General features: G+C 72.2%; 17 protein-coding genes. 11 read left to right on the plus strand and 6 right to left on the minus strand.

Features of this window, described 5'->3' with window-relative positions:
* The first annotated feature begins 155 nt into the window (after positions 1–155).
* Genes OG439_RS45780 through OG439_RS45795 form a run of 4 tightly spaced genes read left to right on the plus strand, consistent with a single transcriptional unit; the run spans position 156 to position 3,965 of the window.
* Positions 156–632, plus strand: a complete 477-nt coding sequence (locus OG439_RS45780) for a PTS system mannose/fructose/N-acetylgalactosamine-transporter subunit IIB (RefSeq protein ID WP_326946576.1) — start codon at positions 156–158, stop codon at positions 630–632.
* A gap of 7 nt (positions 633–639) precedes the next feature.
* Complete coding sequence (locus tag OG439_RS45785; protein ID WP_326946577.1) at positions 640–2,268, plus strand: PTS system mannose/fructose/sorbose family transporter subunit IID; 1,629 nt, start codon at positions 640–642, stop codon at positions 2,266–2,268.
* 9 nt (positions 2,269–2,277) lie between these two features.
* Positions 2,278–2,670 (plus strand): PTS sugar transporter subunit IIA, encoded by a 393-nt coding sequence (locus tag OG439_RS45790; protein ID WP_326946578.1) that lies wholly within the window; start codon positions 2,278–2,280, stop codon positions 2,668–2,670.
* Positions 2,667–3,965 (plus strand): hypothetical protein, encoded by a 1,299-nt coding sequence (locus OG439_RS45795; RefSeq protein ID WP_326946579.1) that lies wholly within the window; start codon positions 2,667–2,669, stop codon positions 3,963–3,965. Before OG439_RS45790 ends, OG439_RS45795 begins: the two co-directional genes overlap by 4 nt.
* Positions 3,966–4,200: 235 nt before the next feature.
* Here OG439_RS45795 and OG439_RS45800 read toward each other — a convergent pair whose 3' ends face one another.
* The gene (locus OG439_RS45800; RefSeq protein WP_326946580.1) at positions 4,201–4,440 is read right to left on the minus strand and encodes a hypothetical protein; all 240 of its coding nucleotides are present in this window, start codon (positions 4,438–4,440) and stop codon (positions 4,201–4,203) included.
* An 86-nt stretch (positions 4,441–4,526) separates the two neighbouring features.
* Entirely contained in the window at positions 4,527–5,291 is a 765-nt protein-coding gene (locus OG439_RS45805) for a GntR family transcriptional regulator (RefSeq protein ID WP_326946581.1), read from the minus strand.
* A 233-nt stretch (positions 5,292–5,524) separates the two neighbouring features.
* On the opposite strand from OG439_RS45805, the gene OG439_RS45810 reads away from it, so the two are divergent.
* Both OG439_RS45810 and OG439_RS45815 read left to right on the plus strand, forming a co-directional pair.
* Positions 5,525–5,875, plus strand: coding sequence for a hypothetical protein (locus OG439_RS45810; protein ID WP_247061472.1), 351 nt, complete (start codon positions 5,525–5,527; stop codon positions 5,873–5,875).
* Positions 5,876–5,887: 12 nt separating this feature from the next.
* Entirely contained in the window at positions 5,888–6,166 is a 279-nt protein-coding gene (locus tag OG439_RS45815) for a hypothetical protein (RefSeq protein ID WP_247061473.1), read from the plus strand.
* A 1-nt stretch (position 6,167) separates the two neighbouring features.
* Here OG439_RS45815 and OG439_RS45820 read toward each other — a convergent pair whose 3' ends face one another.
* The 4 genes from OG439_RS45820 to OG439_RS45835 all read right to left on the minus strand — a co-directional run bounded on the left by OG439_RS45820 (position 6,168) and on the right by OG439_RS45835 (position 8,997).
* Positions 6,168–7,058, minus strand: coding sequence for a Kelch repeat-containing protein (locus tag OG439_RS45820; RefSeq protein WP_326946582.1), 891 nt, complete (start codon positions 7,056–7,058; stop codon positions 6,168–6,170).
* A 62-nt stretch (positions 7,059–7,120) separates the two neighbouring features.
* Complete coding sequence (locus OG439_RS45825) at positions 7,121–8,353, minus strand: RNA polymerase sigma factor (protein WP_326946583.1); 1,233 nt, start codon at positions 8,351–8,353, stop codon at positions 7,121–7,123.
* Positions 8,350–8,664, minus strand: a complete 315-nt coding sequence (locus tag OG439_RS45830; RefSeq protein ID WP_326946584.1) for a YciI family protein — start codon at positions 8,662–8,664, stop codon at positions 8,350–8,352. Before OG439_RS45830 ends, OG439_RS45825 begins: the two co-directional genes overlap by 4 nt.
* Positions 8,665–8,667: 3 nt before the next feature.
* Positions 8,668–8,997, minus strand: coding sequence for a YciI family protein (locus OG439_RS45835; protein WP_326951790.1), 330 nt, complete (start codon positions 8,995–8,997; stop codon positions 8,668–8,670).
* Between the two features lie 160 nt (positions 8,998–9,157).
* Here OG439_RS45835 and OG439_RS45840 point away from each other — a divergent pair, with 160 nt between their 5' ends.
* The 5 genes from OG439_RS45840 (at position 9,158) to OG439_RS45860 (ending at position 12,446) form a co-directional block, all read left to right on the plus strand.
* Complete coding sequence (locus OG439_RS45840) at positions 9,158–9,289, plus strand: hypothetical protein (RefSeq protein ID WP_326946585.1); 132 nt, start codon at positions 9,158–9,160, stop codon at positions 9,287–9,289.
* A 259-nt stretch (positions 9,290–9,548) separates the two neighbouring features.
* Positions 9,549–10,529, plus strand: coding sequence for an ABC transporter substrate-binding protein (locus OG439_RS45845; protein WP_326946586.1), 981 nt, complete (start codon positions 9,549–9,551; stop codon positions 10,527–10,529).
* Between the two features lie 235 nt (positions 10,530–10,764).
* Positions 10,765–11,556 carry an ABC transporter ATP-binding protein gene (locus tag OG439_RS45850; protein ID WP_326946587.1) on the plus strand — a complete coding sequence of 264 codons (792 nt, stop codon included), beginning with the start codon at positions 10,765–10,767 and terminating at the stop codon, positions 11,554–11,556.
* Positions 11,549–11,746, plus strand: coding sequence for a hypothetical protein (locus OG439_RS45855; RefSeq protein WP_326946588.1), 198 nt, complete (start codon positions 11,549–11,551; stop codon positions 11,744–11,746). Before OG439_RS45850 ends, OG439_RS45855 begins: the two co-directional genes overlap by 8 nt.
* Complete coding sequence (locus OG439_RS45860; RefSeq protein WP_326946589.1) at positions 11,739–12,446, plus strand: ABC transporter ATP-binding protein; 708 nt, start codon at positions 11,739–11,741, stop codon at positions 12,444–12,446. The genes OG439_RS45855 and OG439_RS45860 overlap by 8 nt, the downstream gene beginning before the upstream one ends.
* Positions 12,447–12,477: the final 31 nt, after the last annotated feature.

Genomic DNA, 12,477 nt, shown 5'->3' on the forward strand with positions numbered 1-12,477 from the left:
GGGCCGACGGGAGGTCTGAGGGGTCCTGCCGTCGGCCCGCGCGAGGCTGTTTCTTGGTCACACGCGCTTCCCGGGCACCCGCGGCCGGTCACCCGGAGTATTGACTTCACTACTGCGACGAACCAGGATGTCTCCTGCCATCTGGGAGGAGAAACATGGCGGGGGCGCACGTTCGCATCGACAACCGGCTGGTCCACGGGCAGGTCACCGTCGCCTGGACCCGTCGTCTCGGCGTGCGCCGGCTGCTCGTCTGCAACGACGACGTCGCCGCCGACGACCTGCAGCGGATGCTGCTCCCGCAGGCCGCGCGCGGCCTGCCCACCGAGGTGCTCTCGGTGGCCGACACGCTGCTCGCGCCCGCCGCCGGCGACGTGATGATCATCGCCAAGCACCCCGAAGACGTCTTCCGCCTCGTCGAGGGCGGGCTGCGGCCCGAGGTCGTCAACGTCGGCAACGCCGCGCCCCGGCCCGGCGACGGCTACACCATGGTCACCCGCTCGATCGCGGTCACCGCGGACGAGGCCGCCGGCTACCGGAAGCTGGCCGCGGCCGGCGTCCCGCTCGTCACCCAGCTCATGCCCCAGGACAAACCCGCCGACTTCGTCGCGCTGCTCGATCGAAAGGGGCTGTGAGCCCGGCATGCTCGTCGCGCTGGCCTTGACCGTCTGGGCCGTCTACTGCACCTACGACGGGCTCGGCCCGTTCCTCATCTACGCCCAGCGCCCGCTGATCGCCGGTTCGGTCGCCGGTCTGATCACCGGCAACCCGCTGCTCGGCCTGCTGATCGGCGCGACGCTGGAGCTGGCCGCGCTCGGCGTCTACACCTACGGCGGGGCGACGATCCCGGACTACCAGACCGGCGCGATCGTCGGCACCGCGCTGGCCGCGGGCGCCGCCGGGGGCACGTCCGCGCAGGTCGCGGTCGGGCTCGGGGTCGGGCTGCCGGCGGCGGTCCTGCTCTCCGCGCTGGACCCGGTCGGCAAGATGGTGACCACCGGGCTGGTGCACCGCGCCGACGCCTACGCCGCCGACGGCAACGCGCGCGGGATGGCGATGATCCACTGGGTCAGTCTCATCCCGTGGGTCGCGGTGCGCGCCATCCCGACGTTCCTCGCCGCGCTGGCCGCGTCCGGCGGGCTGGTCAAGGACATCACGGCGGGCATCCCCACCGGTTTCGTGAACGGCATGACGCTGGCCGGCTCGCTGCTGCCCGCGGTCGGGTTCGCCCTGCTGCTCGGCATGATGGAGCTGCGGAAGTACTGGTACCTGCTGCTCATCGGCTTCGTCGCGTTCGCCTACCTGCACCTGCCGGTGCTGGGCGTCGCGCTGGTCGGCGTCGCGGTGGCCATGCTGTTCGTGACGTTCAAGCGCGAAGAGCCGGCGGCCGTGCCGGAGACCGCTTCGGAAGCCGTCGACGAAGAGTCCACTGTGGACCCCCGGCTGACGAAGCAGGACCTGCGCCGCGCCTACCGCCGGTACTTCTGGTCGAGCCAGATCTCCTGGAACTACGAGCGGATGCAGGCGCTCGGCTTCGCGTACTCGATGGAACCGGTGCTGCGCCGGCTCTACCCGGACAAAGCCGACTACGCCGCCGGGCTGCAGCGGCACATGCAGTTCTTCAACACCTCCGTGCTCGTCGGCGGGCCCCTGATCCTCGGCTCCGCCGTCGCGCTGGAGGAAGCGGGCACCCCGACTTCCGCGGCCAGTACCAAGGTCGCGTTGATGGGCCCGCTCGCCGGCATCGGCGACACCCTCGTTTTCGCGCTGTACAACAGCATCATCTTCACGATGGGCGCGTCGTGGGCGCTGCAGGGCAACTGGCTCGGCCCGGCGTTCGCCGCCGTCATGGTGCTCGTGCCCTACGCGCTCATCCGGCGCTGGCAGTTCGGGTTCGCGTACCGTGAAGGGAAGCGGCTGGCCGGGCACCTCGCGGCCGGCGCGCTGGCCCGCGTCGCGCAGGGTGCGACGGTGCTCGGGTTCGTGGTGCTCGGCGGGTTCATCCCGTCGATCGTCAAGGTCGTCACCACGCTGACCTACCGGCAGACCACCACCGTCCAGGGGCAGGCGGTGACGCAGGCGGTGGCGATCCAGGACCGGCTCGACGAGCTGGTGCCGTTCCTGCTGCCGGTACTGGTCACGGCCGGGGTGTACCTGCTCGCGGCGAAGGCCCGGATGCGGCCGATCTGGATCATCGCGGTCGTCATGGTCGTCGGCGTCGCACTGGGGTGGCTCGGCTGGTTCGCACCCGCCGGGCCTGCGAAGAGTTAGGAGCCCGTCATGTCGATCCCGATCATCCTCGCGGGGCACGGCAGCTTGCCTTCGGGCGTCGGCGAAGCGGCCGAGATGATCCTCGGCCCGCAGGCGCGGCTGAAGGTCTGCGAGCTGAACCCGGGCGACCGCCCGGAGGACTTCGGCGCCCGGCTGCGGGAGCTGGCCGGCGCCGCCGCCGAGCTGCTCGTGCTCGCCGACCTGCACGGCGGCTCGCCGTTCAACGCCGTCCGCACCCTTTCCGCGCAGGGGCCGGCCCGCGTCGAGCTGGTGTCCGGGCTGAACCTGCCGATGCTGCTGGAGGTCCTGCTGCACCCCGCCGCCGACGTCACCGAGCTGGCCGGGGTGGCACGCGCCGCCGGCCGGGACGGCGTCGTCGACGTCCTGGAATCCACCTGGTGACCGCCTCGCTCCTGCTCGCCGCGCAGGACGTGCGGATCACCCCGGGACCCGGGCACCCGCTGGGCGGCTACCTGGCCCGCAACGGCGTCGCGACCGGCACCCACGACGACCTCGAGGCGTCGCTGATCTGGCTGTCCACCGACGACGACCCCGGCGTGCTCTGGGTGGCGCTGGACGCGCTGGCCGTGGACGCCGGGCTCACCCGCACCCTGGCCGACGCCGTCGCCGACGTGGTCGGCATCGACGCCGAGCGCGTGCTCGTCTGCGCGTCGCACACGCACTCCGGGCCCGAGGGCTGGACCGGGCCGCTGCACCCCGGGCTGCCGGGGCAGCGGGACACCGGCCTGGTCGAGCGCATGACGGAGAAGGTCACCGGCGCCGCGGCCCTGCTGCGCGCCTGCCGAAGACGGGTCCGGGCCCGGTGGCACGCGGGCGAGACGGAAGCGGTCGGCAGCAACCGCTACGACCCCGACGGCCCGCACGACACGTCGTTCGGTGTGCTCGAACTGCGGCGCGACGACGACACCCCGGCCGCGTTGCTGTTCGACTACGCGAGCCACCCCACGGTGCTGGGCCCGGAGAACCTGCGCTGGTCCGCGGACTGGCCGGGCGCCACCCGCCGCGAGCTGGCGGCGTTGATGGGCCGCCCGGTCGCGGCGTTCCTCCAGGGCGCGGCGGGCGACGCCAGCTCCCGCTTCGTCCGCCGCGGCCGCGACCACGACGAGGTCCGCACGCTGGGCGGCCACCTGGCGACGTCGATCGCCCGGACGCTCGCGGCCACGTCGTCGGCCCCGGCCACCGGCCCGGTCCGGCTGACCCGCTCGTCGCTGTACCTGCCCTACCGCGACGTACCGTCCATTGAGGACAGTCTGGAGCTGCGCGAGTCGGCCGAAGGCGAGTGGCAGCGCGAACTGTCCCGCCACGGCTCGGACCACCCGGCCGTCCGGATCGCCCAGACCCGCTACGAGGGCTGCGCGATGCTCGCCGTGATGGCGGCCAGCGACCGGCCGACGGGGTGCGCGGAGGTGCCGGTCAGCGTGGTGTCGGTGGGGGAGATCGCCTGGCTGCACACGCCGTTCGAGCTGTTCGCGTCACTGGGCCTGCGGATTCGCGAGGGCAGCCCGTTCCGGCACACGCGGGTGATCGGCTACACCGACGGCTACCTGGGGTACCTGCCGGACGCGAACGGGCACCGCGACGGGATCTACGAGTCGTACGTGACGCTCTTCGGCCCGGACGCGGCGGAGGTGCTGGTGGCGCACTGCGCGAAGGCGCTCAAGAGCCACTACGCCTAGCCACTGTCCTGTAAGTCATCGGAGCCGGGTCACGGAACTGTTCGAGCCGGTTGGAGCACCGCTCCACGACGTCGGGCTGCTTGCAGTCCTCGGCATCGAAGGCGGATGGTCGCCTGCCGCTGGAGCCTTTGGCTGCGGGGCGGGCGATCTGGTCATCGCGTTCGGCTGACGAAGGTGATCCGCCGTCGGCGCATCGCCTCGTGTGTCGAGGGATGCGAATACGCCTTGTCCGCGATCACCGCCTCCGGCCGACATCGTGGCCGGCCTGGCCCGATCCGGGCGATGCTGCTTTCCGGGCCCCGGCGGAGTGCTGATGCGCCCTGACCACGCTCGAGTCCACCGAGACGACCCATTCGAGGTCACCGACGGCGTCGTCTTTGACGATGACGTGGTCAAGGATCCGATCCCAGGTGCCGTCCTTGGTCCACAACTTCGGCCACCGCTTTGCCGCGGGCGGCGGCAGCGGTTCGATCACTGCCCACGCCCGGTCTGCCGGTTCTCCTCGGCCGGCCACCGCACACGATTACCGGATACCCAGGTCAATCGCTTGCAGCACTACGCCTAGCCGCTGCGGCGGGCCTGGGTGAAGACCGTGTAGCGGTCCGCGCGGTAGAGCGACCGGCCCGCCTCGATGACGCCGCCGCTCTGGTCGTGGAGCGTGCCTTCGATGATCAGGCACGGCTGGGTGGCCTCGATGCCCAGCAGGCCCGCGTCGTGGGTGTTCGGGAGGACCGCGGAGATCGCCGTGTCGTTCCAGTCCGCGCGGACGCCCCAGCGCTCCTCCAGCGTGCGGTGCAGGGACTGCGTCTCCCAGTCGAAAAGCTCGATGTCCGGGAACCGGTCGACCGACAGGTTGGTGCGCTCGACCGCGAACGGCTCGTCCTCGACGTAACGCAGCCGCTCCAGGCGGAACACCCGCGCGCCCGGGGGGACGTTCAGGCGGCCGGCGATGCGCGGGCCCGCGCTCTCGATCTCGGCGTGCAGCACCTTCGTCTTCGGGACGACGCCCCGGGCGCTCATGTCCTCGGTGAACGACGTCAGCATGTCGATGTGCGCGGCCTGGCGCTGCGCGGTGAAGGTCGCCGTGCCGTGCTGGCGGTAGAGGACGCCGTCGGCGACCAGGCGGTTGATCTCCTGGCGGACGGTGCCGCGGGCCACCTGGAAGTGCTCGGCGAGGAACCGTTCGGACGGCATCAGCCTGCCGGGGCCCGCCTCTGTCGCGACGCCTTCGATGATCTCGCGGAGCTGGTCGCCTTTCGGCCGCCCCGGCTCCAGTGCGTCCGGGAGCCGGAGATCGCTCGCGGGGACGTGCTTCGGACGGGGCATGGCACCAGTATGTCGTCCCGCCCCGGCGGAGGCACATCCGCCGGAGCCGGACCGGCCGCCGGTGCCCGGCCCGGCGGGCCGCGCCTGCCGTCGGACGGGCCACGCTGACCTGCGCGGTTGCACGGTGAGACCCGAAGTGTGCACGCACGGTCACGACGTGGGCTTCCGCCGGGACGGCCGACTCGGTAGTTCTTTTCCGAGCAGCGGAGAAACCGCTGAGGAAAGGACCGATGATGACGTTCACCAGCGTCAAACGCGCCTGCGCGGTGGTCGCACTGGCCGCGGCGGCTGGCGGCCTCGCCGTCGCCCCCGCGGAGGCCGGGACCACGACCGTCCAAAGTGGAAGCGGCACCATCAGTGACCCGTGGGTGCCGACGCGCGCCGCCCACATCACGTGCTCGTCCGCCACGCTCTTCGGCAACTACACCTCCGGGCAGGGCCACTCCGACCCGATCGACACGCTCGTGCAGGGCAACTACATCGGCGTCCGGTACATCACGTCGGACCACAACTCGGCCGACGTCTTCTGGCACGGCGCGAGCAAGTGGGGCTTCCTGCTCCGCAGCTGCTTTTCACTGGACTGACGGGAGAAAGACATGACCACAGCACGCATCGCCGGCGGTCTCGCGGCCGCGACGCTCGCCGTGTCCGCGGCGATCACCCTCGCCCCCGCCGCCTCGGCGGGGACCGTCCACGAGATCTGCGCCACCGACCTGTACGTCCGGACGCAGCCCGCCGGCGTCATCGTCGGGACGCTCTACCGCGGCGACCACTTCGAGCTGTCGCGGTACTCGCCCAGCGGTGACTGGGCCGAGGGTTACGCCATGGGCAACGTCAACAAGAGAGGGTGGGTCCAGTCCGGCTGGTTCTGCTGAGTCACAGCACCTTCAGCGAGAGCACGCCGGGCACCGTGATCCGCTGGCCGTAGGGGTTCGCGCGGCCGCCGATCGCCAGGACCCGGTGCGGTGCGCCGGCGGTGCAGACCACCGACGACCGGCCGTGGGGCAGGAGCGTGGCGAGCAGGTGCCACGCTCCCGTGCCCAGGTCGAGGACCTCGGTCGTGCGGTCGCGCGCGATCGGGTCCTCGGCCGCCGGTTCGCTGCCGACGACCACGATCCGGTCGCCCAGCAGCGCGACGCCGGGGAGCGCCCGCCGCTTGTGCATCGGGGCCACGGCTTCCCACGTGTCCGTCTCGGCCGAGTACCGCTCCACGGAGTCGAGCATGTCCTGCGGCCCGCCGGCCAGCCCGCCGATGGCGTACAGGTGGGTTTCCGTCGCGAGCAGCCGGAACCGGGTCCGGGGGGTGCGCATCGGGGCCACCGGGTCCCAGCGCTTCTCCTCCGGGTCGAAGACGAGCACCGCGTCCGAGGCGCTGTCCCCGGCGCCGCCTCCCGCGACGTAGAGCAGGTCCCCGAGACCGGCGGCCGAAGCCCCGGCGAGCGGGACGGGCAGGGGTGGTGCCGGGCTCCACTCGTCGAGCTGCGGGTCGTAGCGGTCGACGGCGTCGGTGGGGCGGTCGCCGACGGTGCCGCCGGCGACGTAGACCCGGCCGCGGGCCACCCCGACGGCGTGGTCGCGGCGCGGGGCCGGCAGCGGGCTGACGTGGCGCCACTCGCCGCGGCCCGTCACCTTGCGGGTCTCCACGGAGCTGTGGCCGGTGCTCCCGTCGGTGCCGCCGATGACGAAGATGTCGTCGCCGGCGCGCGCCACCTCGTGGCCGAACCTGGGAGACAGCAGCGGCGGCCGGTACTTCCAGGAGTCGTTCATCGTTCCCCACCCTCTTCGCGCGTCGCGATTCGCGGCCAGAGTCTCCGCGGCCGGGTGGTTTGTTACTGCAATTCGCCGATTCGCCGGGCCAGATAACGGCGCTCCGCGTCGGTCGGCGCCAGCTCCAGCGCCGCCCGGTACGCCTCGGCCGCTTCGCCGGCCCGGCCCAGGCGACGCAGGAAGTCCGCACGCGTGGCCGGGAGCAGGTGGTAACCCGCCAGCTGCCCGCCGTCCGCGAGCGCGTCGACCAGGGTCAGGCCGGCGGACGGCCCGTCGGCCATGGCCACCGCCACCGCCCGGTTCAGCTCGACCACCGGGGACGGGTTCAGCTTCGCCACCAGCTCGTACAGCCGGGCGATCCGGGCCCAGTCCGTGTCCGCCGCGTGCGACGCCGTCGCGTGGCACGCCGCGATCGACGCCTGCAGCTGGTACGGGCCCGGCCGGCCGAGCGCCAGCGCCCCGTCCAGGACGGCGACGCCCTCGTCGATCAGCGCGCGGTCCCAGCGGGTGCGGTCCTGGTCGGCGAGGGTGATCAGGTCGCCTTCGTCGTCGGTGCGGGTCGCGCGGCGGGCGTCGTGGAACAGCATCAACGCCAGCAGCCCGCCGGCTTCCGGCGCGTCCGGCAGCAGGCGGAGCACGACGCGCGCGAGCCGGATCGCCTCGGCCGTCAGGGCCTGGCGGACCAGGTCGGCGCCCGCGCTGGCCGAGTAGCCCTCGTTGAACAGCAGGTAGAGCACGCCGAGCACACCCGCCGTCCGCTCGGGCAGCAGCTCGGCGGGCGGGACGCGGTAGGGGATCCGGGCGTTGCGGATCTTCCGCTTGGCCCGCACGATCCGCTGCGCCATCGCCGGTTCGGGCACCAGGAACGCGCGGGCGATCTCCGGGGTCGTCAGACCGGCGAGGGTCCGCAGCGTCAGCGCGACCTGCGCTTCCAGCGGCAGCGCCGGGTGACAGCAGGTGAACATCAGCCGCAGCCGGTCGTCGGGGACGTCGTCGGGTTCCGGTGGCGCGTCGTCGACGGATGCGGTGACGGCCAGCTCGCGCAGCCGGTTCGCCTCGGCGGTGCCGCGCCGCAGCTTGTCCAGGGCCCGGTTGCGGGCGGCCGTCGTCAGCCACGCCCCGGGACGGCGCGGCACGCCGTCCCGGGGCCAGGTGGCCAGCGCCTTGGCGAACGCCTCCTGGGCGCACTCCTCGGCCAGGTCCCAGTCGCCGGTGACCCGGATCAGGGTGGCGACGACGCGGCCCCACTCGGTGCGGAAGGCCTCGTCGACCGCCGTGGCGACGGACTCGGTCACTCCCACACGGGCCGCAGCTCGATCGCGCCGAACTTCGCGACCGGGTGCGCCGCGGCGACGTCGATCGCCTCGGCCAGGTCGGCGCACTCGAGGATGTCGTACCCGGCGATCTGCTCCTTCGTCTCGGCGAACGGGCCGTCCGAGACGAACGTGCCGCCGTCACGCGGCCACAGCGTCGTCGCGTCGCCGACCGGCCGCAGCTGGTTGCCTTCGAGCCGGCGCGCGCCGGCCTCGGCGACCCAGTCGCCCGGGTCTTCTTCCGCGGTGCCGACGAGCTCGGGGTCGACGCACACCCACATCAGGAACTTCATCGCTCAGTCCTCCCAGAACGGCCGGATCTCGATGGGAAACCGCCCGGCGGACGGGTGGGCGGACGCGATCGCGATGGCCTCGTCGAGGTCCTCGCACTCGACGACCTCGCAGCCGGCGACCCATTCCTTCGTCTCGGCGAACGGGCCGTCCGACGTCAGCCGCTGCCCGTCGCGCACCCGCACGGTGACGGCTTCGGCGGGCGGCCGAAGCAGCGTCCCCACGTGGGTGGCGCCGCGGGCTTCGACGTCCCGCAGCCAGGCGACGAACTCCGGCCGGGCGTCGATCTCGGGCGGGCTGAACAGCTCCGCGCCGTCGTCGCAGATCATCAGCATGTACCGCAAGGCTCCTCCTGATCGTCCGGTGCAGCTTCTCACCCACCCGACGCGGCCGCGGGCCGGAATCGACAGGGTCCCGGAAACTTTCTCCGGACTCTGTCGATCCGGGCGGACCACGGCGTCGTCCTGCCGGAAGCCCCCGGCGAGAGGAGCCATCATGATCCCGGTCAGCCAGCTGTGGACCGCCACCTGCCAGAACGAGCGGGACCGCCGCCGGGCCGAGGAGCGCCTCGGCCGGCTGGTCGCCCGGTGGACGCGCCGCCTGCGCCGGGCGCGGGTCAGCCGATGACCGACCGCGCGCACATCGGGATCGTCCTCGACGGGAAAACGCCGATTGCAATTTGCCGTTGCTCATTTCCGTGGCGGTGTATTGGTGGGTTGCTTGCGTGCTCCGCACTGAACGATGTCCGGTGATCCTTTTCCGGAAATAACGTGTTCTCTTTTGTCGGCAACACGTTTGCGGCTGTGGAAAGCGTCATCTACAGTCCGGCAGATCACGGCCATACCGGCCGGTTTCCCTGATCTGTCCAGTGTTTTCCGGGAGTGTCATGTTCCGACGCGCCTCGTTACGGCGGTTCGCTGTGCTCTTTTCCGCCGGGCTTTTGCTGGCCGGCTGCAACCAGGCGGGCGGAAGCGGTTCCGCGGGTGGCGACGTCGAGAAACCGGCCATCCGGGTCGCCATCTTCACCGCCGTCGACCTCGCGACGCTGTGGCTGGCCCAGCAAGGCGGCTACTTCAAGGCCGAAGGTCTCGACGTGCAGACCGACCTCGCCGCCAGCGGTCAGGAATCGCTGACGCGCATGACGAAGGGCCAGGACGACATCGCGTTGTCCACGTACACGTTGTTCTTCCTGGCGAAGAGCAGTGGTTCCGCCGACGTCCGGCTGGTGGCCGACGCGACTTCGGCGAGCCCGCTCAGCAACGAGGTCGTCACCGTGCCGAACTCGCCGGTGAAGACCGTGAACGACCTGGGCGGCAAGCGGATCGCGATCAGCTCGAAGAACGCCGCGTCGGACATCCTGACCCGGTCGGTGATGCGCGACCACGGCATCGACTTCAGCAAGGTGCAGTGGGTCCCGATGCCGCTGCCGGAGATGGGCGCCGCGCTGGCCCAGGGCAAGGTCGACGCCGCGTACCAGCCGGAGCCGTTCCTCACCCAGGCCGCCAAGGTGGCCGGCGCGTACCCGGTCGTCGACGCCGCCAGCGGGAGCACCCAGTCGTTCCCGCTGACCGGGTTCGGCGCCACCGGCAAGTGGGTCCAGGAGCACCCCAGGACGATGGCGGCGTTCCAGCGCGCGATGCTCAAGGCCACCCGCGACTCGGTGGACCGCGGCCGGATCGAGCCGCTGGTCGTCCGCAACGCCCGGGTGGACCAGGACGTCGCGAGCCTGATGGTGATGCCCACGTTCGGCTCCACGCTCGACGCCCGCCGCATCCAGCGCGTGCCGGACCTGCTCCAGCAGCTGGGCATCATCCAGACGAAGGTCGACGCCTCGGAGATGATCGCGCCGCAGTCCGGTACCGGCTGATCCCGGGGGTTTCCACCGCCGAAGGCGGGTGCGCACTCTGCGCACCCGCCTTCGGTCGTTTCGCGGACGTCGCCGCTTCCCGCCGAGGCCGTGCTTCGCGAAATTTTCGGACCGGCCCGGAAGATCCGGATGTTGCCGGTTCGCACCTTGACACGGCTGGCGCCGCGCCCCACCCTCTTCATACCGACCGCGCGGTACGGACTGGTCCACATGGTGAGAACTAGAGGGGTCATCGATGACACTTCCCGGCGAGGGCCTGCTCGTGGTCGACGGCCTCACCGTGCGGTTCGGTGGTCTCACCGCGCTGCGCGACGTCCGGCTGAGCGTCGACGAGGGCACGGTCGTCGGCGTCATCGGCCCCAACGGTGCCGGCAAGACGACGCTGTTCAACGTCATCTGCGGCTTCGTCCGCCCCCAGTCCGGGCGCGTCCTCTGGCGGGGGACGCCGCTGGTCCGGCACCGCCCCGAGCACCTCGCCGGGCTCGGGATCGTCCGCACGCTGCAGGGCCTCGGCCTCTTCGCGGGGCTGACCGTGCTGGAGAACGTGATGGCCGGCGCGGGCCGGCACGCTCGCTCCGGCGTGCTCCCGGCCCTCGCAGGTATCGGCCGCTCGGCCCGCGACGAGGCCGACCTCGCCCACCGGGCCCGGGCGACCCTGGCGGAGCTGGGCATCGCCGACCTCGCCGACCGCCTGCCCGGTGTGCTGCCCTACGGCGTCCGGAAACGCGTCGCGCTGGCCCGCGCGCTGGTCGCGGAACCGGACCTGCTGCTGCTCGACGAACCGGCGAGCGGGCTCTCGGCCGCCGAGCTGGTCGAGCTCACGACGTTGATCCTGTCGCTGCGGCGGCACATGGCGGTGGTGCTCGTCGAGCACCACATGGATCTGGTGATGCAGGTCTGCGACCGCGTCGTGGTCCTCAACTTCGGCGAGGTGATCGCCGCGGGCACCCCGGCCGAGATCCAGGCCGACCCCCGCGTGGCCGAGGCCTACCTCGGCGACCCCGCCGAGGAGGCGACCGGTGCTTGAGGTGCGGGGCTTTTCCCTGGCGCACAACACGATCCGGCCGATCAGACCGGGGAGCGGCCGGGTGCTCGACGGCCTGGCGGCCGGCCTGGCCGACCCCGGGTGGCCGCGAAGGGCCCCCGCGATCCGGCCGCGACGGCGTCCGGTGCTCGACGTCGACGCGTTCCCCGCCGAGGAGGCGACCGGTGCTTGAGATCGAGGGCCTTTCCGTGGCCTACGGCGCCGTCCGCGCGCTCGACGGCGTCAGCCTGACCGTCGACCGCGGCGGCATCACCGCCGTGCTCGGCGCGAACGGCGCGGGCAAGACGACGTTGCTGCGCACGATCAGCGGCCTGCAGCCGGCCCGCGAAGGCCGGATCACCTGGGACGGCACGGAACTGCGGGGCCGGGCGCCGGACCGCATCGCGCGCGGCGGGGTCGCGCACGTGCCCGAAGGCGGTGGCGTGATCACCGAGCTGACCGTCGAGGAGAACCTCCGCCTGGGCGCGTTGTGGCGGCGGGACCGCGCCGACCGCGCGGCCGCGAAACGCGAGGTGTTCGAGCTTTTCCCGCCGTTGGAAGAACGTTCGGCCAAGCTCGCCGCGACGCTCTCCGGGGGCGAGCGGCAGATGCTGGCCATCGGCCGGGCGCTGATGAGCCGGCCCCAGCTGCTGCTGCTGGACGAGCCGTCGCTCGGCCTCGCGCCGCTGATCACCGCGCGGATCATGCGGATCCTGCGTGACCTGCGGGCCTCGACCGGGCTCACCGTGGTGCTCGTCGAGCAGAACGCGCACAGCGCGCTGTCCATCGCGGACAACGGGTACGTCCTCGCGCTCGGCAGCGTCGTGGCGGTCGACACCGCGGCGGAGCTGCTGGCCGACGACGGCCTCCGCCACGCCTACCTCGGCTTCTGACGCTGCTGACCATCAAACGGGAGGTGAACGG

Origin of the sequence: Amycolatopsis sp. NBC_01307, from assembly GCF_035975215.1 — a bacterium.
In the GTDB taxonomy this organism is placed as follows: Bacteria; Actinomycetota; Actinomycetes; order Mycobacteriales; family Pseudonocardiaceae; genus Amycolatopsis.